Here is a 21347-nt window from a genome sequence, read left to right on the forward strand (position 1 = left end):
AACGCAGTTCAGTGCAGCCAATTATAAATTATGAAACGCAGTTCAGCGCAGCTAATTATGAATTGTTCTTTTGCATTCTTCTTTCGATTTGTATTCACGTTTCGTTTTAATGTTGTATCTTTGTCAGCGAATTCGCGATGAATATACAGGAAATTTCTGATTTATATGCCAAGTCGCCGCAGGTTGCGGCACTGGTCAGGTTGCTGGAAGACAAGTCAGTTCCGACCGTATTCCTGCAGGGACTTGTTGCGTCTGCCGCTCCAATGATGTTTGCGTCTGCCGCACGCCGTGTCAGTCCTATGTGTCTTTTTGTTCTTAACGATGCCGAGGAGGCCGGCTATTTTTATCACGACCTTACACAGATAATGGGCAACACAGACGTGTTGTTCTTCCCATCATCTTATCGGCGTCAAGTGAAGTACGGACAGCGCGATCCGGCCAGCGAGATATTGCGCACCGAGGTGCTCAGCCGCTTGTCGGCGCCGCTTGAGGGCCATCCTCTTTATGTGGTTACATGTCCTGAGGCGTTGAGCGAGCTTGTTGTGTCGCGCAAAAAACTTGACGAACGCACATTGCTGCTGCGCACAGGCGACACGCACGACGTTATACAACTGGAAAGAACGCTGCGCGACTTTGGCTTCATAGAGGTTGACTATGTTTACGAGCCGGGCCAGTTTGCCCTGCGCGGAAGCATTCTCGACGTGTTCTCATATAGCAGCGAATATCCTTTCCGTATCGACTTTTTCGGCGATGAAATAGACTCTATACGCACCTTTGAAGTGCAGAGCCAGTTGTCGCGCGACAAGCGCGAGCGCATAGAGATAGTGCCCGAGCTGGCAACGCTGACCGACGAGAAAGTGCCGTTCATGCGCTTTCTGCCTGAAGACACCGTCATTGTGGCTAAAGACATTCTGTATGTGCGCGACGTCATAGACCGCACCTATCATGACGGCTTTTCGCAGCAGGCTAAGAAAGAACGTCTCGAGGGACTGACCGAGATGGAGCAGCAGGCCGTGATGAAGGAGCTTAGGGCCGACTCAATGCTGATAAGCGGAGCACGCTTTATGACCGATGCTTCTGGTTTCAGACGTATGGAGATGGGCATCAAGCCGACGGGCACACCGGCGGCAACGCTGAAGTTTGACATGACGCCTCAGCCGCTGTTCCATAAGAACTTCGATCTGCTGACAAAGGCTCTTGAAGATTATATGCTGCGGGGATATAAACTCTATATCCTTGCCGACAGCGCCAAGCAGAACGAACGCCTGAAGGACATCTTCACCACGCTGGCAGACGAAGGCAAAGCCGGAAGGATAGAGTTTTTGCCTGTTGACAAGACTCTGCATGAAGGATTTGCCGACAACAGTATGCCGGCATGCTTCTTTACCGACCATCAGATATTCGACCGCTTCCACAAATACAGTCTGCGCTCTGACGCCGCACGCAGCGGCAAGATGGCGCTCACCATGAAAGAGTTGCAGGAGATGGAGCCGGGCGACTATATCGTGCATGTGGATTTCGGCATCGGACGCTTTGCCGGACTGGTGCGTGTGCCGGCAGGCAACAGCTATCAGGAGGTGATACGCATCATTTATCAGAACAACGACAAGGTGGACGTGAGCATCCACTCGCTCTACAAGATATCAAAATACAAGCGCCGCGACAGCGAGACTCCGCCACGCCTGAGCACACTCGGCACAGGTGCATGGGACAGGCTGAAGGAGCGCACCAAGAAGAAGATAAAGGACATTGCGCGCGACCTTATAAAGCTATATGCGGCGCGCCGACACGAACAGGGCTATGCCTTCAGTGCCGACTCGTTTATGCAGCATGAGCTTGAAGCCAGTTTTATATATGAGGACACGCCCGACCAGCTGAAGGCCACTAACGATGTTAAGGCCGACATGGAGAGCCGCAGGCCTATGGACAGGCTTGTTTGCGGTGACGTAGGCTTTGGCAAGACCGAGGTGGCTGTGCGTGCTGCATTTAAGGCAGCTTGCGATTCTAAGCAGGTGGCAGTACTTGTGCCTACAACTGTTTTGGCTTATCAGCATTATCAGACATTCTCAAAGCGACTGAAGGATTTTCCAGTGCGTGTTGATTATCTGTCGCGCGCACGCAGCGCAAAGAAGACCCGTGAGGTGCTGGCTGACCTTGCCGACGGCAAGATTGACATCATTGTCGGCACGCACAAGTTGATAGGCAAGAGCGTGAAGTTTAAAGACCTAGGACTGCTCATAATAGACGAGGAGCAGAAGTTTGGTGTGGCAACAAAGGAGAAACTGCGCAAGATGAAAGTGAACGTAGACACGCTGACCATGTCGGCAACGCCGATACCGCGCACGCTGCAGTTCTCGCTGATGGGTGCGCGCGACATGAGTATAATGCAGACTCCGCCACCCAACCGCTATCCTATATGCACCGAGCTGCACACCTTTGACAAGGAAGTGATAGCTGATGCAATAAACTTTGAGATGAGCCGCAACGGACAGGTGTATTTCGTTAACGACCGCATAAGCAACCTGCCTGAGCTTGCCGCCATGATACGTAAGTATGTGCCCGACGCGCGTGTGGCCATCGGTCACGGACAGATGAAGCCCGAGGAACTCGAGAAGATCATAATGGACTTCATGAACTATGAATACGACGTGCTGCTGTCTACCACCATCGTTGAGAACGGCATTGACATAAGCAACGCCAACACCATAATTATCAACGATGCTCACCGCTTCGGACTGTCTGACCTTCATCAGATGCGAGGCCGTGTCGGCCGTGGCAACCGCAAGGCATTCTGTTATCTGCTTGCTCCGCCTAAGTCGGTGCTTACGCAGGAGGCCCGTCGCCGGCTTGAGGCTCTCGAGACATTCTCTGAACTTGGCAGCGGATTTAACCTGTCGATGCAGGACCTCGACATCCGCGGAGCCGGCAATCTGCTTGGAGCCGAGCAGAGCGGATTTATGGAAGACCTTGGATATGAGACTTATCAGAAGATATTGAATCAGGCCGTAACCGAGCTGAAGAACGATGAGTTCAGCGATATGTATGAGGACGAGATGGCCGAGGGCAAGACATTTACGGGTGACGACTTTGTTGAGGACTGCGCCATTGAGAGCGACCTCGAGATGTATCTGCCCGACCAGTATGTGCCTAGCAGCAGCGAGCGTATGCTCCTTTACCGTGAACTTGACAACATTCAGACTGATGCCGACCTCGACGCTTACCGTTCTCGTCTTGTCGACCGTTTTGGTCCTGTGCCTCACGAGGGCGAGGAACTTATGCATGTTGTTCCGCTGCGCCGTATAGGCAAGCGTCTTGGCTGTGAGAAGATCATCTTGCGTCAGGGGCAGATGCGCATGCAGTTTGTGAGCAACCCCATGAGCGCATATTACCGTAGCAACGTGTTCGACACTGTCTTAAACTATATCGGTCATAATCCGCGGACATGCAATCTGAAGGAAGTGGCCGGCAAGCGCATGATGATGGTTATGGGCATTAATACCGTTGGCGAAGCCGTAAAAAAACTGCGTGAGATAGAAGGGTTTAAGTGAAGAACTAAGAGTGAAGAACGAAGAATTCAATAGCTTTGCCGTATAGATTTTATTGGCAATTACTATGCATTTGAATTGACTAACGTCGAGCACTGTTTCTTTGTTCTTCACTCTTCGTTCTTCACTTTATTTATTCTGTGTTTCATTGTTCTCAGTGCGCTGTATGATATGCCGGTGGTTAGCATAATTTCGTCGTTGGTTTTGCCTTTGTTAATCATTATCAGCAGGAAAATGTTATACGGAGTCAGCTTTTTGTAGTTACGCTCTATACTTTCTATGGTTTTAGGGTCTATAGTCCTGTAATATTCAATCACGGCCTCATAGTCGTCCTTTTTCCATGTTATGGTCTTACCTCCTTTTTCCAGTTCATCGTAAAGCATGCGTCCGTGGCCGAGAATCGTCATTCTCCTTTCTTTCAGACTCTCAATTTTCTTGTTCAGTTTCTCTATTTCCTTTTCGTTCTTGTCTTTCTCCTTGTCGAGTTCGCTTATCTTCTGTCTGTATTGTTCCGTCGTTCTGCTTATGTCCTCAATTTGTCGTTTTGTCGCATTTCTTCTTCTGCGGTTATATGCAAGCATGGATATCATTACAGCCGCAGCCACAACCATTACGGCTGATATGGCAATCACGAGCCTGTTTTGGGCTTGCTCATCAGCCGCCTTTCTTTCGGCATTGTTTTGCAGACTGAGCATGTGTTCTGTCTGCTGCTTAGTCTTTATGCTGTCTTTTGTGGCCAAAGCCCTTTCTTCAAGTTCAGACGCCTCTTTATATTTTCCCTCTTCTTTTTTAAGGTCAGCCATCCACAACAGCACTTCTGCCTTAAGTTCAAGTCCGTTAGTGGTTAGTGCGTCGTTCAGCAGTTGCCATGCCTTCCGGTTCTCTCCTCTTTCAAAATAAATTGAGCCTATGATATAATATGCGTGCGCATTTGGCTTAATTTCCAAAGACTTTTTCGCATAAAGGATAGCTTCGTCATATAGCCCTTTATTCACAAAGCCGATGCTGATGTTTGTCAGAACCTCTAATTTGTCGTTTTTGTTAAGATACTTTATGTAAGGAATTGTTTTTTGAGAATATACTAGGCAGCTATCAATCTTCCCCATACAATTAAATGCTGCGTTAATCTTATTCATTGATAAGGCGATAAGAATTTTGTTGTTAGCTTTTCGGGCTGTTTGAAGAGCCTTTTTTGCATAGCTTAGTCCGGTTTGATAATTGCCGGTGTCGATATTTATAAAAGATAAGTTGATGTATATTTTCGTAATGAAGTTAAGGTCGCTTGTTCCTTTGGCCAAGTGTTCCGCTTTTTTTATTAAGTTTATGCCTTCGCTTTTGTTTCCCCTCTGATAGCATGTTATGCCTTTATAATAATATGCCTTGGCCAGTAAAATCTTGTTGTTGTTTTCTTCATAGAACCTTATGCTTTCATTAATCAAGGAGTCTGAATCGGTTTGTTTGTCGAGACAAAAATTTGCTTGCGTCATCAGCAAGTCGTAATATGCTTTGTTTTCATTGTTTAGCCTGTTGACATTTATGTCCGACAGGTTATTCATGGCAAGTTCATATTTCTCCTTTTCAAGCAGTCTTTCTATTTCCGACAGCTTTTCATGTGTGTCGTTGTCGTTACTGCAATTTGTTAATATTAAAACGGATAAAATAAGGCAGAGTATAATTTTTGTCATTGCTTCAGAATTTTGATTAAAGGTATGAAAATAATACCAATCGAGCAAGAAAAATGAACGTTTTATCATTGCATCGTGTTACATTTTTAGTTTGACAAATGCTGTAATATGGGTGCTAAAGTGTTGATGTGTAATGCTTTATGCCTAAATGAAAAATGTAACACACCCGAAAAGATAAGCCGAAAAAGTTTGGATGTAATTTTGGATAACACTAATTTTGGAAGTAACGAAATTATTAAAAAAAGTATTATGAAAAAAATCATCATGTTATTTATGCTTTTGGCTGTAATGACATCAGCCGGGGCGCAGAACGCATCAAATGCGGAAAAGTTTTACGACAGATTGTTGACTGATTTTGCAGTTGTTAGCGGAACTAAGTGTAATGGCGTCACGCTGCTTTCGCCAAGTGTAAATTTAGGCTATAAACTCCTTCCGCGTATGTCTTTGTTCCTGCATACGGAAACGCTGTATGGGCATTATGACGAACTGAAAAGCTACGCAAGGACACAAGTTTACGGAGGTGGAGTAGGGTATACTTTATGGAAAGCAGATGCCGTGTCTATCGAAGTGCGTGGCACGGTGGCAGCAGGACTTAGTTCTGAATGGAAAAATGTTATATACGACGCTGCGCTGATGATGAAATTAGGGCGCGGAAAAATACACATGAACGTCGGTGTCGGATTCCGCCATATCAGTTCGCGCACAGCCGGCATAGACAATTATAATGGTGCCAACTTCATATTGGGCTTCGGTATTTAGGTTTGCTTTAGGTGCTAAAAGACCGGTTATTGAAAAAGGCACTGAAAATCGTAACTAAATCATATTATTTTGTTTAACGCGTGTCTGTAATTGCAATATAGCTAAACCGAATTGTAAGCAAAACCATGCGTAAATGTTTTAAATCATTAACCTATCGTTTATGCATCGTAACTCGGCCACTTTTACCTCAAAAGTGGCCGAGTTTTTAGTCGTAATCCTATGACTTTTTTTATGCTATCCATAAGGTTATTGTTAAAGCCATGAACGAAAGGATTGCGGTTAAGATGTTTTTAGGTACACATTATTCCGATTTTGCATTAAGATTATCTTAACCCTGCAGGTCTCATTTCACAATAACGCTCATACCACTGCTTTCTGGCCGGCGTATCTATTGGAGTACACATACTGATTACACAATTAGTAGTCAAATCATCAGCAAGGGCAAGTATGATATTCGACAGTTCGATTGTGTCTTCAAATTCTTTGCCTTCAGGACAAAACAGGCGTTGCCGCTTAATCTCCTCATAACCATAAATTGCACCCATAATATTGCCCGTAATTGAGCCAGTGGAATCACTGTCGCCGTTGTGATTGACAGAAGCCATAATGGCGTCATGTATACTGTCTATGTGTCTGATGGTGCAGAAAAGAGATATAGCCCAGGCTTCTTCGCCGGTCCATCCTTCTCCCAATTCTTCTATTGCTTTAATATCTTCAATGTCTGACTGTGACAGACTGATAGCTTTTCTGGTTAAATCGGATAGATATAGTTTGTCTTTTTCATATTTACCTATAAACACATCATTAAGAGTTTTGATTGTGCCTTCTGCTATTTCGCAGATACTCTCTTTTGCCTCTTCAGGCGACAGTGGTACCAATCTGAATATCAGTTCTGTCATCATACCGGCAGGAAGAAAACCCAACGGATGCTTATGGGTAACCTCTGCTATATATGCTCCGGCCTCAAACATTCTTTTTATTGAGTATGAGCATCTGCCGTTTCTTGCCATATCGCATGCAAGCAAAAGTCCCATAGGTGCCACACGCATTATGCCGCCACACCCCTTGCTGTTATTTTTGACATCTCTAAGGTTTAGTAAATTTTCACAGGCATTCATACATGTAGTCCCCGGTGCACGTCTGTGAGCCATCTCAGGCAAATCTCTAATCCATGTGAAAGGACGGATGTTATAGTCGTGTTTATCTGTCTGAGTGAAATACCAGTCGATGTAGGCATTTCTCATATAGGTTTCAGGTATGCCGCCAATACCTCTCATACAGCCGCGAGTGATGCCCCTCAGCATGCCGTTAGCCGTAAATAGAGTCATTTGGGTGTCGTCGCTTACTTCAGCTTTGCCATTTTTGTTAAGTTCAAATGTTGTGATTCCTTCAGGGCCATATTTATTCAAAATACTTCTTCGGCTCATGAATTCGACAGAATACCCAAGAGCATCTCCTGCAGCACCACCCATCAGCGAACCGCGTATATAGTCATTAATGCGTTGATAGTCGAATTTCCTATTGTCATCTTCGTCGGTGTTTATGAGTTTTATAAAATTCTCAATAAAACCTTCTTGCTCTTCAGTTTCAGGGATTCTTCTATAAGCAGACTTGGGCATCCTGGCAAAATTATTGCGCAAGATTTCAAGAGTTTCTTTCAGTGTCTTTATTTTTAATCTTCTGGCCAGATAGCAGGCTATTATTACACCCGTTCTGCCAACGCCACCATGACAGTGAATATAGATAAAGCTGTCGTCCTTCTGTTTTAATTCATCAATTTTGTTTAAAAGCGGAATAACGCTTTCTGCTGATTCAGGAATACTGCAATCCTTTATAGGAAAACGATAATAAGTTGCATCATTCGGGAGCAGGCAATCGTATGGTTGCATTTCTTCCTCTTCTGTCAAATCAATAAAATGTCTGACTCCGAAATGGATAAGGTGCTTGATCTTCTCTTCTGCATGTTCTTTGTTTTTGTCACCGGGATATTCACCTGCATATAATGCTCCGTTACCTCCGTTAACTTCATAGGATTGATATAACGGACGATTTATAAAGTCTAAAAACCTATCATTTATATCCAGTAAATCGTGAGGAAGTAAGTTACGGCATTTATTTACAATCTCATCAGGTAACATATGCCAGCTAATTGTGAATGGGTTTTCTACAGTGGCGATGGATGAAGTCATACATCCTATGGTATCAGAGTCTCCACCCATGGATATTGCTAGTCGGATAGCTTTTTCAGCACTGTTAGGTGCTTGCAGATACGCCATTATGGCAATGGGCACACTTCCTTGGCAGGTTACGTCAAATCTGTAGTCGTCTCTAATATCCTTTAAATCAATATCAAGATTATATCCAAAATTGTCCTCAACATAACGTTTAATCTTGTTTGCCACATCAAATCGCTCGGTACGTTTAAGATATATGCATGCGGCAATAGCCTGGGCACCTTTAATTCCTTCGGGATGATTGTGGGTTACAGAAGCTGTGATGCGGGCAAGTTGTAAGGCCTCCTCCAAAGAATTGGCATACATTCCAACTGGACTTACTCTCATGGCAGATCCATTGCCGAAACTTCCGTATGGTTGGGGATTATTAGAATTCAGCCACTTGCGAAACATTCCGCCATAGCCGGCATAATGATATTTGCGGCCTAACCGCTGCATACATTCTATGAGCTTGGCTTCTGTATGGTTAGCGTCTGTCATCAGCCACTCGGCTACAGCGAGAGTCATCACTGTGTCGTCAGTGAAGCGACTTCCTCGTGGTATCAGTTCAAAGTCTTCAGTCTTTATGTTATGCCATTCGCGTGTGGAACCAACGATGTCGCCGACAATTCCACCTAAGATTTTAATGTTATACATATTTTGTCCTCCTAAAATTCAAGTCTAAATCCTTTTTGTTTCAGTTCAGTATATTTTTTATTATTAAAACGATATTTTACGGGTATTCTTGATGGCGTGTTGGCAGGACGCTTCTCTGCTTCTATAAGTAGGCCTAATTTTAGCATCTTATTGTAGAAGTTGCGTCTGTCAAATTTAACTTCCAGAATAGCTTCATAAAGGTTTTGCAGTTCACCCATAGTAAAGACATCGGGGAGAAGTTCGAAACCTATCGGCTTGAAACAGATACGCTCTTTCAATGTTGATATAGCCTTACGGAGTATTCTGTCGTGATCAAAGGCAAGACTCGGAATCTCATTATACGAAAACCAATGTGCTTTGGCAGCATCATCTCCGCCTTTTACTTCAGCCATCTTGACCAGTGCGTAGTAAGCAATGGTGATTACTCTTTCTCTTGGGTCGCGGTCAACATCAGAAAATGTGTAGAACTGTTCAACGTTTGCATCTTTTAATCCTGTTTCTTCTTCAAGTTCACGCATAGCGCACTCTTCTGCTGTCTCGTCCATCTTCATGAAACCTCCTGGAAATGCCCAATCGCCTTTATACGGTTCTATACCTCTTTGAATGAGTAATACCTTGATGCTTACACCGTCAAAGCCAAATATCACGCAGTCGGTTGTGACCGCTGGATGTGGATATTGGTATTGATAATTTAATTCTTCCATATTGCTTTGCGTTAATTTTACGCAAAGATATGGCATTGTTTTTATATGACAAAATTTTTTGTGTTAAAATTACGCAATAATTCATTTGTTATTATATAAGAGAATATAGAACTAGACAAGAAGAGAATGCGATGAATAACATATGTACTATACGTAAAGCCTTGATATGATGTGAATTATATATGTGGTGTTGAGAATGTTATGAAAATGAAATGCTTTTTTATAGGTTTTATATTTGACAGCAGATAATCTGCAGCAGTCTAAAAAACTCCCCGTAAACACCCTGCTGTGCTTACGGGGAATAGAATATGATAATAAAGATTTTGTTATTCTGCCGTCTTCTTCATAAACTTTCTTACAGGTCTGTCGGCGTTGTTGCTGCCGTCAGCACGTGTTGAAGGCGAGTAGTCAGGATAAGAGTAGCCATACCAGCTGTCCCAGCCCCATTCGAAGTCACCCCAGTTAGGTGATGACGTCTTGCGCAGCCTGAACTGCATTGGGTCGCCATATTCGCCTATGATAGTTCCGCTGAACCAGCTTTCAGATAGCGAGTAGTCGTATATTGTGAAGTAGGTGTCGTCCTCGCGTGAGTAAATTTCGATGTTGCGGTTGTTCACTCTCCATTCTATGTGGCTTGCGAAATAGTCCCACGGAGCATCGCTGTAATAGTCAATCCAGTAGCCTGTGCCCGAAGCATATTCGTAAGGATCCTTGTCAAAGGCCAGGATTGAGTAAGAAGAGTAGTAGGTGTGTCCGTTCCACTCGCTCGTTACGTACATGTCGCCTTCCCAAACGCCCCACAGTGTGTCGGCTATGTATTCGTCGTCGTCGCAGCTTACGAATGTCAATGACATGGCTGCCATCATTATCATAGCAAGGATAGATGTAAACTTTTTCATAATATATCGCTTTAAATTATTAATATTCTGTTTTGCTGTTTTAAATATTCTGTTGCAAATATAATTCATTGTGTCTGCCTGTGCAAGCATAAATCCATATTGTTTTTAGGAATTTCCCTATTTTTATGTTACCAAAAGCCTACTTTCATAGATGAATCGTGCCGTGAGAGACGCGCAGAAGTGAGGGCGCGATAACGGCAGAAGGCTTTATAGTCCGGTGTAGAGCGAGATAGTGGGGAGTAAGTTTTTAAAGCTCCGTTTAATTTAGTATCTTTGCATTCGTGCAGAATAATAAACAGACTGAAGGATGAAAAACAAGAAACACTTGATTATGGCAGCAGCCCTTATGGCTGCCCCGGTGTGCGCACAGGCGCAGGCCGTACACGAAACAATGAAGGTGAACATTGAGCGCGGGCGCATTGATGCCGTTACGGGCATAGTATATTCGCAGATTACATCGGCATCAGACAACCGCACGCTGCAGATGACTCTGCTCGTGCCGTGTACGGACAAGCCAAAACCGGCCATAATATATTATCCCGGCGGCGGATTTCTTTCGGCAGCACACGACAGATATGTAGAGATGCGCATGGCTCTGGCTGAGGCCGGCTTTGTGGTGGCATCAGTAGAGTATCGCACCGTGCCCGACATGTTTCCGGCTTTGCTGGTCGACGGCAAGTCGGCCGTCCGCTATCTTCGTGCCCATGCCCGTCAGTTTGGCATCGACCCTCAGCGCATAGGCGTGATAGGCGATTCGGCAGGAGGCTATCTTGCACAGATGGTAGGTGTTACGGGCGGCGACAAGGAATATGATCAGGGCGACTATCTCGACCAAAGTTCGGATGTGCAGGCCGCAGCGACAATTTATGGCATAAGCAACCTGATGAACATAGGCGAGGGGTATTCAAAGGAGATACAGGACATACACGCATCGAAGGCCGTTACCGAGGCGCTGCTCGTTCATGGCACTGCTTTTGCCTCTTATCCTGGCGCAAGCATTCTTAGCGATACGGCAAAGGCCATGAAGGCAAGTCCGATGGGGCATATACGCAAGGGACTGCCTCCGTTCCTGATAATGCACGGCACGGCAGACGCACTGGTGTCGCCTGTGCAGAGCAGGCAGCTGTATGACGCGCTGAAGAAAGCAGACAACGACGTAAGCTATGTAGAGGTTGAAGACGCCGGGCATGGCGACATGTACTGGTTTCAGCAGCCTGTCATCGACCGCGTGGTTAGATGGTTTAAGGAGAAACTTGCAGAAAAATAATATTTTGTGAATTAAGAAAATCAAAGGGGGCGTTTTTTGAGCGAATCAAAAAACGTCCCCTTTGATTGTTTATGGTGTCTTTGTTAGGATGATAATCAACGAGACAAACGTTCCGGCTGATTTGCGCGGGTGTTGTTGTGCGTAGCTGAGAATCTGCCGGAATTAAATATAACAACCGAAAATCAGAGCGGCTAATTTTCTGATCTATCGCCAGCTCATAAATAATTTTGTAGTTTCGGCATCATGATGGTCGAAGAACAGACTTTTGCCTGTGTCGAGTGTGGCTATCTCTGCCATTTCTTCGTCTGAAAGTTCAAAGTTGAAGATGTCGAGATTCTGCTTCATGCGCTCTATGTGAACAGACTTCGGTATTATTATCACGCCACGCTGAATCAGCCAGCGCAATGCAATCTGTGCCACGCTCTTGCCGTGACTGTTGCCTGTCTTTGTGAGAGTTTCGTTGCTGAACAGATTGTTGCGGCCTTCCGCAAGCGGACCCCATGACATGATGTGTGTGCCGAACTCTTCCATTATCTTCTGTGCTTCAGTCTGCTGATTGAACACATGCGTCTCAACCTGATTGACCGCAGGCACAATGTCGACGTTGCTGGCCAGGTCGATAAAGTGGTCGGGATAAAAGTTGCTCACGCCTATGGCGCGCAGCTTGCCCTCTCTGTAGGCATCCTTGAGTGCCCTGTAGGCTCCGTAGCGGTCGCAGAATGGCTGATGAAGAAGCATCAGGTCAATGTAGTCGGTCTGCAGCTTGCGCAGACTCTCGTCTATCGATGCTTTTGCCTTTTCGTAGCCGTAGTTGGATATCCACACCTTGCTCACGATGAAAATGTCCGACCGGTTAATTCCGCTGTTCTTCACGGCACGTCCCACACCTTCCTCGTTGTGGTAGGCCTGTGCCGTGTCAATCATCCTGTAGCCTGTTTTCAGTGCGTCGCTAACGCAACGTTCACATTCGTCGGGCGAAACCTGATATACGCCGTAGCCTATCTGTGGCATCTCTATTCCGTTGTTCAGTTTTATTGTCTTCATGTTACCTTCGTTTTTATGTTTAGCAAAATGTTTCTTTCACCTTGCAAAGTTAGCAATAAATAACTGAGTGAAGAGGATATGGATTACGGATAGATTAACCACTTTTACAGACTTTTTTAATCACTCTTTGAGACGTCGGCTGCATAGCCGTTTCAGCTGTGTCTGCCGGCAACGTGAAGGCATGCGCTGCCTATGGCCTTTGCTTCTCGGTTATTGCCACCTTTATCACTCCGTCAAGCCTGTTTTCAAACGTGCGGTAGGCCTCTTCAATCTCGTTTAGCGGATAGCGGTGGGTTATCAGCGGGGTGGTGTCGATGCGGCCTTCGGATATCAGACGCAGAATTTCGTCGCAGTCGCAACCGTCAACGCCGCCTGTCTTGAACGTAAGGTTCTTGCCGTACATATCGGGCAGGGGCAGTGTCTGCGGCTTGTCGTAAAGAGCCACAACGGTAACTATAGCATTGGGACGTGCGCATCGCCATGCCAGTTCGAAAGTGTCGTCGGCTCCTGCCACTTCAATCACTCTGTCGGCGCCGCCGTGACTGCTGTTGGCTCTTACAAAGGCTTCGGCGTCTTCGGGCTTGGTTACGAGTACATCGGGATAATGACTTCGTACAAAACGGATGCGCTCGTCCGACTTCTCGCAGACGATTATGCGCCGTGGCTTATGGAGCATGGCGCACAGCAGGGTGCATATGCCTGTCGGACCGGCACCTATTATCATTACTGTGTCGTCTGATGTAATTTCGGATATGCGTGCTGCCCAGAATCCTGTGGCAAGTATGTCGCCTGTGAAGAGTGCCTGCTCGTCTGTTACGTTGTCGGGTATGCGGTTGAGTCCGTTGTCGGCGTGCGGCACTCTTACATATTCTGCCTGTCCGCCGTCTATGCGGCAACCTAACGCCCAGCCTCCGTCGGGGTCTTCGCAGTTGTTCACGTAGCCGTGCTTGCAGAAGAAACATTCGCCGCAGAATGTTTCAACGTTCACCGTAACGCGGTCGCCCGGCTTAACGTTTCTTACTTCAGCTCCCACCTGCTCAACTATGCCCACCATCTCGTGGCCAACGGTTATACCGGGCACGGCCCTCGGCACGCTGCCGTGCTTTATGTGCAAGTCGCTTGTGCAGATGCTTCCGAGGGTTACGCGCACAATGGCGTCGCGCGCGTCTTTAATTTGCGGCATGGGTTTTTCTTTAAGTTCAAACCGTCCGCGCTCTATGTATGTGTATGCTAACATCGTTTTGCTTGGTTTTATGGTTATATTAAATATGTTTCGGTATGTAATGAGTCAGGATAAAGCCCGGTTGCCGCATTGCTGGCCACAGGTTATTCCTCTTTAGCATTGAAGAAGGCGTCGAGCACTTCGGCAAATATGTCGCCTGGCGATATGCTGTCAAACAGCTGCATGCATGTGCGCAGCTTCAGCACGTCGATTTGTGAGCCCATAAGTCTTCGTATTGTGGTGCGGCTTTTGTGTTCGAGCAGTGCGGCTGATATTTCGCGCAGTCGCGCTCCGAGCAGCGGGTGTGCCAGATATGCGCGTGCTTCGCCGGTGCCGTCGAGTCCGTAATATTCAGAGTTGTAGCTGTGTCCAAGACCTTTCTGCTGCGGAAATATGTACCATATCCAGTGGCTACGCTTGCCTCCGCTGCGTATTTCGCTCAATGCTGTTGCGTATTCAGTTTCCTGTGCATCGACGAATCTTTGCAGATTATATTCATTTTCGTTCATGGCATTATGTTTATTTGGTTTGTATGTCTTGTTCCTTGTTTTTGGAATGCTATGCGCGGGGTGCCGTCGGCAACGTAAATTGTGCCGCATCTTATGAATCCTTCTTTCTCCAGGATACTGATCATCGTGGAGTTAAGTTCGTGAGTGTCCACCCTCAGGTTGCCTTTGTCAAGGGCAAACCTTATGGCAAGCAGTGCTATGCCGCCTATGGTGCCGTCAGACGCAAGTCGGTGTATCACGTTATAAGGCTCGTCGTCGGGCCATTGACCGTTGTATATCTTGGCATAAGTAGGTTCGGGCGACGGGCGCATGCAGAAGCATGCCACAATGCGGCCGTTGAGGCATATCAGATAGAAACACCCGTCGGCAACATCACTCGCCACGGTCTGTTTCTGCGGATAGCCGTTAGTCCACTGCACGTTGTTGCCGTTGCGGCGCATATATTGCCGCGCCTTGTCGAATATATCGTTTATCTGTGGCCACAGATTTTCAAATTCCTCTTTGCGGCACAGCTTTATCTGTGGTCTTGTGTCTTTTGTAACGGCAGAGCCGTCGTGTTTTGCATATTGTTTCATATCAGGCTTTTGGCACATATAGTTTTTTTAATGACATACAAAGATAGTGAAAGGCGAGAGCAAAGTCAAATAAAAAACATAGTTTTTTGAATTTTGTCTTGGCCGAGCCGCCTCCTATCTTATTTAAAGATAGTGAAAGGCGAGAGCAAAGTCAAATAAAAAGCGCAGTTTTTTGAGTTTTGTCATAGCTGCGCCGCCTTATTTTTAGTATGCCTGCCGTCGTTTGTAAATATTCCTGTATTACGGAAACAGATATAAAGGTATTTTTGACTTTGTGCAATTACATAAATATTTCAAAAAACTTCTTCAAAGGATGTGGGATATTCAAAACTTTTGTGTAAGTTTGCAGAAGATAAAAATATCATGCCAAAAGTTTACTGATAAACAGTTGTCGCAGCGTTTGGCATAAAGTTTGTAGAAGATTTTATATATAAACCGATAAAAACAAAAGATGAAAACAGTTTATGATTTCACTGTCAAGGACAGAAAAGGAAAAGACGTATCGTTAAAGGAGTATTCCAACGAGGTGCTGCTGATTGTAAACACAGCAACAAAGTGCGGATTCACACCGCAGTATGAGGAGTTGGAGAAACTTTATGAAAAATATCACAGCCAGGGATTTGAGATTCTCGATTTCCCCTGCAACCAGTTCGGACAGCAGGCTCCGGGCACAGACGAGTCTATACATGAGTTCTGCAAGCTGAACTATGGCACAGAGTTCCCCCGCTTTAAGAAACTGAAGGTTAACGGAGAAGACGCAGATCCTCTGTACAAATATCTTACAAGCCAGAAGGGCTTTGCCGGATGGGACATGAGCCATCCTATAGCTCCGATTCTTGACGATATGCTGTCAAAGGCAGATCCCGACTATAAGAGCAAGGCAGACATCAAGTGGAACTTCACAAAGTTCCTTGTTGCCAAGAACGGTGTAGTTGTGGCACGTTTCGAGCCTACAGAGAAGATAGAGAACATAGAGAAGCAGATTGAAGAACTGTTGAAGAAATAAAAACATATACATTCATATTTGTATAAGATGAAATGAAAAGCCAATGATATAGCGCGGTGCAACCTTATGGGGCATGGTGGTGTATTGTTGGCTTTTCTTTGTCTTTTAAAAAAACTATAAATTAATATGGAAAACGCAGAGAGAGTGAGCTGCCTTATCATAGGCAGCGGTCCGGCAGGATATACGGCTGCGATATATGCAGCACGTGCTAACCTGAATCCGGTAGAGTATTGCGGTCTGCAGGTTGGCGGACAGCTGACACAGACTACAGTGATAGAGAATTTCCCCGGCTATCCCGAGGGTGTTGACGGCAATCAGATGATGTTGGATTTGAGGCAGCAGGCAGAGCGCTTCGGTACAGACTTGCGCGACGGCGTTATCGTTAAGGCCGACCTGAGCGAGGCTCCTTACAAGCTGACAACAGACGACGGACATGTTATTGCTGCCGACACTGTGATCATTGCCACAGGTGCTTCGGCAAAATATCTCGGACTGGCTGACGAGGAGAAATATAAGGGCGAAGGCGTGTCTGCATGTGCCACATGCGACGGCTTCTTCTATCGCAAGAAGGTTGTTGCCGTTGTAGGCGGCGGCGACACAGCATGCGAGGAGGCTCTTTATCTTGCAAGTCTTGCAAAGAAGGTTTACATGATTGTGCGCAAGCCGTTCCTCCGTGCATCAGAGGTTATGCAGCGCCGTGTAAAGGAGGCTGAGAACATAGAAATTCTGTTTGAGCACAACACACTTGGCCTTTACGGTGAGAACGGTGTTGAGGGTGCTCACCTCGTTAAGCGCAAGGGCGAACCCGACGAGGAGAAATACGATCTGCCTATCGACGGCTTCTTCCTTGCTATCGGTCACAAGCCTAACAGCGATGTGTTCAAAGAGTGGCTCGACCTCGACGAGATAGGATATATCAAGACCATAGGCAATACTCCTTGCACCAATGTGCCCGGCGTATTTACTGCCGGCGACGTTGCCGATCCTCACTATCGTCAGGCTATCACAGCTGCTGCAAGCGGTTGTCGTGCGGCAATAGAGGCTAAGAACTATCTTCAGGAGCATCCGTCTCACTGATAGACGTTTGCTGGCTTGAATAAGAAATAAAGCGGAGTATGAGCGCGTATGATTTTTCATAGCGTTCATACTCTTTTTTGTATTGTGCCGGATATTAGTAGATAAGTCTTTTCAAAGCTTGTGTTATTCGGTATATGCTGGCTTCGTTCTGACAAAATGGCGGTAATCCGAATATAGAAAATAAATCGGTGAGTCCGAAATATCTGGTTTACTCAAAAATAACCACTTGTTTGCAACAGAAAACTCGGCCACTTTTGCATCAAAAGTGGCCGAGTTTTGACTCATAAACAATAGGTTAATGATTTGAAATCTATGGATGTGGTTTAGCTTAAAGTCTTTATTGAAATAGGTTGTGTTTCGTATAACTTTTAATGAAAATGCGTCTATTACTTTCAGATTTTTTTAGTTTAAATGCAATTAAACTTTTGTTGCCCGTAATAACAAAATAAGTGGATATTGAGTTGAACTCAAAAAGAGCAATTTGGCTGACTTATATATTCTGTATTATAAATTGCCGTTTATAAATTCATGCAGTTCAGTTATTTTACAGAAAAGCGTTTAAATTCAAAGATTTTGTAAAGATACTTTATTGAGATAAAAAACATATTCGTGTATAGTCCGTAACGTTTGCATGCCTTAACGTCTTCTTTCGTAATCAGTATTCTGTTCTTGATGCTTTTAGTGCTGACGCCGCCGGTTCGCATCGTTACAAAATCCTTTTTAAGGTACTTTGTCCTAATCTGGTATTTATGAAATAGCCTGACCATCATGTCATAGTCAGATGCTATTTTATAATCTAACGAATAATTGCCGAATTTTTCATAAACTTCACGTTTTACGTAAAATGACGGATGTGCGGGCATAAAGCCGAAGCGCAGCCAAAATGGCTTGAACATGGCAGACGAATAATACCTTACAATTTTTTCGGGGTTGCTTCCGTCGATGAAATGTATGTCTCCGTAGACAGCATCTAATTTGTTGTCTGCAAAAGCCTTTACTACATTCTCTATGATGTCATCTGATGTGAAATAGTCGTCTGAGTTGAGAATGCCGACGATGTCTCCCGAACTTTTGCTGATGCCTTTGTTCATTGCATCGTATATACCTTTGTCTTTTTCAGACAGATAATGCAGCCTGCCGTTAAAGCGTTCCTGATATTTTTTTATTATGTCTAATGTCCTGTCGGACGAATTCCCGTCAATAATCCTATATTCAATGTTAGGATATGTCTGGCTTAATACAGATTCTATTGTGCTTGCAACTGTTTTGGCACTATTATATGTAGTTGTTATTATTGATACTTTAATCATTTTCTGTATATTAGGCAAGTTTTATCATGACAGGCTCAATTGTCTGCAGTTAAGCCATCTCTAAATTAAATGCGAAGTTAATCAAAATAAATATTTTGAGCAAATTTTTGAATATTTTAGATGTAACAAAACATCATTGCGGTTGTCCGTCACAGTTTTATGAGGCCTTTGCATATCGCATACCGGAAATTTATTTTGTCTTTTAACGACGAGGTGCTTTTTCTTGCTGTTGACGAACTGTTGTGTCCATGTCTTCTGAACAGAATAAGACTTTGGGGTATGAAGCATACATTAAATTTGAATGCTGCGACATTTCCAAGCCAGATGTCATGCATAGGGGTGTCTTCCGGAAACGGTATGGCAGCGTTTAGCAGTTCTTTTCTGAAAGCCATGCAACAGCCAAGATATCCGTTCTTTAGAAGCAGGTTATACCATTTCCCGTATTTTGTGTTGTTGAGCCTGAAAAAAGAAGATGAAGTCTCCTTTAAATCACCGTCGGTTACTGTTGCATCGCTGACAACACAACAATAATCTTTAAGATATTTCATACATATAGAAACTTTTCCCTCTTTCCATACATCATCCTGGTCGGCAAGGAAGATGTAGTCTCCTTTAGCATGTTTCAGTGCCTGCTCAAAATTTTTTGTGGGTGAACCCATGCCGGGCCCGTCAATAATTTTTATTCTGTTGTCATTTAATTCCTCAATTATATTTCTTGTATTATCCTTAGAATTATCATCCGATACGATTATCTCATCGGCGGGGGCTAATTGTTCCAGTATGGAAGTCAATTGTTGTTTTATGAATTTTTCACCGTTGTATGTGGCTATGCAGACTGAAATCATGGCAACTTTATTTCTTTATTATACTTTTGACTAATATTTTGAACGTTTCTGTTGTCTTACATCTTACAGAGAGGGCAATAGTATGTTTTAAGACAAGATACGATATCCTGGCTTTTGTATATATGCTTCTGGTCTCGAAGTTGGCAGCATTTTGGCAATATTTCTTAAAGCGGCTGATAAGTTTTGCTTTGTCTTCAGCGTTATTCGAAAAGTCTTGTATGCATTCGATGTTTAATACGATGAAGTTTTTAGTGACTCTTTTCAGTCTTTCAATAAATTGAAAATCAGAAAAGTCGAGGTTTACGTCTTCTTTATATCCGCCCGCTTTAATAAAGTCGGCGACTTTTATCAGCATCCCGCTATTTATAATGTCATATTCTTTAATTTTATGCATGCCTGGTTTTATGCATGTCGTCTGTTTCCAAATACACGATCTGACAGGTGACAGAAATCTGTCGCCGGATATCTTGTGTATGGGTACGAACAGACTGCAGTCAAGGTTCTCCGTCAAAGCCTTTTCATATTCAGCCATTGCTTCCGGTGGAAATGTCGTATCTTGGTCTGATAACAAAATCCATTCATATCCGTGTTGTCTGGCATACCTTGCTGCTTCGTTGTAATGTACGGATAGTCCTGGATTGGACGGGTTCCAGAAATATTCGTATTTCCCATTAGGGAGATCTATCTTTTCGTATTGTTTTGTCTGCGAGTTGTCAAAAACAAGCAAACAGCTTATGTTGTCTATATTATTTTTTATTAATGTATTGTATACGTTGCAGCTGGTTAATTTCGACCCATAAATCACCACTACAACGGCAATTGATGCAGGATTGTTGTTTCTTGTAAATTTATCCATCTTTCATCACTCCTTATTATAGCTCAAATTGATGTGACAAATAAAGATAAGTACGGTCATCTGTATGATTGATGACAACCCCTGGAATATCTGTTCGTCAACAAACTGGGTAACTAATAATGTAAAAATATAGGCATATAGATACATCATCAGGTTGTTGCCTGTTTTTGAATATTTGTATATTGCGCCAATAATTAATCCATCAATCAAGGCAAATACAAAAATTCCGGTAAACCCAAAGTCCTTGAAGTATGAAGACATTATTGTATATACGTTAGTTGGCAAAGGCGTTGTACAGAATTCCTGAACGATAGGGGGAGGGGTGTTTATGTTGAATCCGAGTGATTCAAAAAGTCCATAGAAGAAGCGAAGAGTTACTTCACCCCATTGGGTAGACGAACATGGAGACAGTTGTCCAAATGCGATGATAGATGTTACAGAATAAATTATCAGCAAGTCTCCAATAACCTCGGCATCTGTTTCGGTGTCTGAGCTTCCTCTTAGAATAAACATCAGCGGTACCAATGCAATAAGAAACACTGATCCCCAAAATATAGGCTTTAATGATATTCTTCCTTTCTCATAAAGCAGATAAAGGCTCGTAAATATGTACATGAACAATGTCATCTTTCCCATTGTCGCAATAAAGAAGAGAAAGCAGAGCGATATGACAAGCAACATGCGCCATTTCCTTATTTTGCTGCGGCATATTTCTATGATTAGCAGAGTGTTTATGACGTATACAAAATATTTTACAATGCCAAGCTGGTTCTCTTCAGGGTTGACAGCCTGTTCTCTTAACGTGTAGAACAGGCCTTCGGGCGAACCGAGCATAAATGCATGTTGCACAGCTTTATACACGGCCATAGGAACAAGGATCAGCGTAATTAATGTTATTATGTCAACATTCTTTTCGCATACTTTCCATGGGCTTTTTTTATATGAAGGGAAAACTACAAAGGTGACGGCAGATGTAATGACAAAGGTAAATACCCAAATGGTTAAGCCATATACAAATTGTTCAGAAACAGCATACAGCTCCTTATGAACAAAAGTATAGAGCGTAAGAATTATAATCCAGACAATCAGAGTTGTATTCCATGGTGAGAATATCTGACGTTTTGGAAGATAAGAGCAGAATCTGGGTGACAGCAGGAAAAAAGACAGCATTCCT

At 44.2% G+C, this 21347-nt stretch carries 17 protein-coding genes; 5 read left to right on the forward strand and 12 right to left on the reverse strand.

All coding sequences use genetic code 11. The annotated features are described in order from the left end of the window. The first annotated feature begins 137 nt into the window (after positions 1 to 137). Entirely contained in the window at positions 138 to 3548 is a 3411-nt protein-coding gene (gene mfd, locus QVO66_RS10085; protein ID WP_021855368.1) for a transcription-repair coupling factor, read from the forward strand. Between the two features lie 107 nt (positions 3549 to 3655). Here mfd and QVO66_RS10090 read toward each other — a convergent pair whose 3' ends face one another. Further along, the gene (locus QVO66_RS10090; protein WP_288172804.1) at positions 3656 to 5230 is read right to left on the reverse strand and encodes a tetratricopeptide repeat protein; all 1575 of its coding nucleotides are present in this window, start codon (positions 5228 to 5230) and stop codon (positions 3656 to 3658) included. A gap of 249 nt (positions 5231 to 5479) precedes the next feature. Here QVO66_RS10090 and QVO66_RS10095 point away from each other — a divergent pair, with 249 nt between their 5' ends. Next, on the forward strand, positions 5480 to 5989 hold the full coding sequence (locus tag QVO66_RS10095) for a hypothetical protein (protein WP_021855370.1): 510 nt from the start codon (positions 5480 to 5482) through the stop codon (positions 5987 to 5989). 323 nt (positions 5990 to 6312) lie between these two features. On the opposite strand, the gene QVO66_RS10100 is transcribed toward QVO66_RS10095, so the two are convergent. From QVO66_RS10100 to QVO66_RS10110, 3 genes are all read right to left on the reverse strand, one after another. Continuing rightward, positions 6313 to 8859 (reverse strand): ADP-ribosylglycohydrolase family protein, encoded by a 2547-nt coding sequence (locus tag QVO66_RS10100; RefSeq protein ID WP_021855371.1) that lies wholly within the window; start codon positions 8857 to 8859, stop codon positions 6313 to 6315. An 11-nt stretch (positions 8860 to 8870) separates the two neighbouring features. After that, positions 8871 to 9563 carry an NUDIX hydrolase gene (locus tag QVO66_RS10105; protein WP_021855372.1) on the reverse strand — a complete coding sequence of 231 codons (693 nt, stop codon included), beginning with the start codon at positions 9561 to 9563 and terminating at the stop codon, positions 8871 to 8873. 326 nt (positions 9564 to 9889) lie between these two features. After that, positions 9890 to 10462: a hypothetical protein gene (locus QVO66_RS10110; protein WP_053398618.1), complete on the reverse strand. Its 573-nt coding sequence runs from the start codon at positions 10460 to 10462 to the stop codon at positions 9890 to 9892. 307 nt (positions 10463 to 10769) lie between these two features. On the opposite strand from QVO66_RS10110, the gene QVO66_RS10115 reads away from it, so the two are divergent. Further along, positions 10770 to 11729: an alpha/beta hydrolase gene (locus QVO66_RS10115; RefSeq protein ID WP_021855374.1), complete on the forward strand. Its 960-nt coding sequence runs from the start codon at positions 10770 to 10772 to the stop codon at positions 11727 to 11729. 204 nt (positions 11730 to 11933) lie between these two features. Here the strand turns inward: QVO66_RS10115 and QVO66_RS10120 are convergent, their stop codons facing one another. From QVO66_RS10120 to QVO66_RS10135, 4 genes are all read right to left on the reverse strand, one after another. Further along, a complete protein-coding gene (locus tag QVO66_RS10120; RefSeq protein ID WP_021855375.1) occupies positions 11934 to 12773 on the reverse strand; it encodes an aldo/keto reductase in 840 nt (279 codons plus the stop codon). Positions 12774 to 12963: 190 nt separating this feature from the next. Next, positions 12964 to 14010 (reverse strand): alcohol dehydrogenase, encoded by a 1047-nt coding sequence (locus QVO66_RS10125; protein WP_021855376.1) that lies wholly within the window; start codon positions 14008 to 14010, stop codon positions 12964 to 12966. A gap of 89 nt (positions 14011 to 14099) precedes the next feature. Beyond that, entirely contained in the window at positions 14100 to 14504 is a 405-nt protein-coding gene (locus QVO66_RS10130) for a DUF1810 domain-containing protein (RefSeq protein WP_021855377.1), read from the reverse strand. Beyond that, the gene (locus tag QVO66_RS10135; RefSeq protein ID WP_288172805.1) at positions 14501 to 15079 is read right to left on the reverse strand and encodes a GNAT family N-acetyltransferase; all 579 of its coding nucleotides are present in this window, start codon (positions 15077 to 15079) and stop codon (positions 14501 to 14503) included. The genes QVO66_RS10130 and QVO66_RS10135 overlap by 4 nt, the downstream gene beginning before the upstream one ends. A gap of 451 nt (positions 15080 to 15530) precedes the next feature. Between QVO66_RS10135 and QVO66_RS10140 the strand changes: the two genes are divergently transcribed. Together QVO66_RS10140 and trxB are read left to right on the forward strand one after the other, a co-directional pair. Further along, a complete protein-coding gene (locus QVO66_RS10140) occupies positions 15531 to 16085 on the forward strand; it encodes a glutathione peroxidase (RefSeq protein ID WP_021855379.1) in 555 nt (184 codons plus the stop codon). Between the two features lie 126 nt (positions 16086 to 16211). Next, positions 16212 to 17162 (forward strand): thioredoxin-disulfide reductase, encoded by a 951-nt coding sequence (gene trxB, locus QVO66_RS10145; protein ID WP_021855380.1) that lies wholly within the window; start codon positions 16212 to 16214, stop codon positions 17160 to 17162. Between the two features lie 539 nt (positions 17163 to 17701). Here the strand turns inward: trxB and QVO66_RS10150 are convergent. From QVO66_RS10150 to QVO66_RS10165, 4 genes are all read right to left on the reverse strand, one after another. Further along, positions 17702 to 18469: a glycosyltransferase family 2 protein gene (locus QVO66_RS10150; protein ID WP_288172808.1), complete on the reverse strand. Its 768-nt coding sequence runs from the start codon at positions 18467 to 18469 to the stop codon at positions 17702 to 17704. Between the two features lie 152 nt (positions 18470 to 18621). Beyond that, a complete protein-coding gene (locus tag QVO66_RS10155) occupies positions 18622 to 19317 on the reverse strand; it encodes a glycosyltransferase family 2 protein (protein WP_021855382.1) in 696 nt (231 codons plus the stop codon). A gap of 7 nt (positions 19318 to 19324) precedes the next feature. Then, positions 19325 to 20173 (reverse strand): glycosyltransferase, encoded by an 849-nt coding sequence (locus tag QVO66_RS10160; RefSeq protein ID WP_021855383.1) that lies wholly within the window; start codon positions 20171 to 20173, stop codon positions 19325 to 19327. A gap of 6 nt (positions 20174 to 20179) precedes the next feature. Next, positions 20180 to 21347 (reverse strand): O-antigen polymerase (locus tag QVO66_RS10165; RefSeq protein ID WP_288172806.1); only part of this gene is annotated, 1168 nt, incomplete at its 5' end.

It is taken from the genome of Prevotella sp. CAG:255 (genome assembly GCF_000431195.1).
In the GTDB taxonomy this organism is placed as follows: Bacteria; Bacteroidota; Bacteroidia; order Bacteroidales; family Bacteroidaceae; genus Prevotella; species Prevotella rara.

Excerpts from the sequence above, each read along its gene's own strand:
- mfd (WP_021855368.1), top strand. The coding sequence starts at position 138 with ATGAATATACAGGAAATTTCTGATTTATATGCCAAGTCGCCGCAGGTT.
- QVO66_RS10090 (WP_288172804.1), bottom strand. The coding sequence starts at position 5,230 with ATGACAAAAATTATACTCTGCCTTATTTTATCCGTTTTAATATTAACA.
- QVO66_RS10095 (WP_021855370.1), top strand. The coding sequence starts at position 5,480 with ATGAAAAAAATCATCATGTTATTTATGCTTTTGGCTGTAATGACATCA.
- QVO66_RS10100 (WP_021855371.1), bottom strand. The coding sequence starts at position 8,859 with ATGTATAACATTAAAATCTTAGGTGGAATTGTCGGCGACATCGTTGGT.
- QVO66_RS10105 (WP_021855372.1), bottom strand. The coding sequence starts at position 9,563 with ATGGAAGAATTAAATTATCAATACCAATATCCACATCCAGCGGTCACA.
- QVO66_RS10110 (WP_053398618.1), bottom strand. The coding sequence starts at position 10,462 with ATGAAAAAGTTTACATCTATCCTTGCTATGATAATGATGGCAGCCATG.
- QVO66_RS10115 (WP_021855374.1), top strand. The coding sequence starts at position 10,770 with ATGAAAAACAAGAAACACTTGATTATGGCAGCAGCCCTTATGGCTGCC.
- QVO66_RS10120 (WP_021855375.1), bottom strand. The coding sequence starts at position 12,773 with ATGAAGACAATAAAACTGAACAACGGAATAGAGATGCCACAGATAGGC.
- QVO66_RS10125 (WP_021855376.1), bottom strand. The coding sequence starts at position 14,010 with ATGTTAGCATACACATACATAGAGCGCGGACGGTTTGAACTTAAAGAA.
- QVO66_RS10130 (WP_021855377.1), bottom strand. The coding sequence starts at position 14,504 with ATGAACGAAAATGAATATAATCTGCAAAGATTCGTCGATGCACAGGAA.
- QVO66_RS10135 (WP_288172805.1), bottom strand. The coding sequence starts at position 15,079 with ATGAAACAATATGCAAAACACGACGGCTCTGCCGTTACAAAAGACACA.
- QVO66_RS10140 (WP_021855379.1), top strand. The coding sequence starts at position 15,531 with ATGAAAACAGTTTATGATTTCACTGTCAAGGACAGAAAAGGAAAAGAC.
- trxB (WP_021855380.1), top strand. The coding sequence starts at position 16,212 with ATGGAAAACGCAGAGAGAGTGAGCTGCCTTATCATAGGCAGCGGTCCG.
- QVO66_RS10155 (WP_021855382.1), bottom strand. The coding sequence starts at position 19,317 with ATGATTTCAGTCTGCATAGCCACATACAACGGTGAAAAATTCATAAAA.
- QVO66_RS10160 (WP_021855383.1), bottom strand. The coding sequence starts at position 20,173 with ATGGATAAATTTACAAGAAACAACAATCCTGCATCAATTGCCGTTGTA.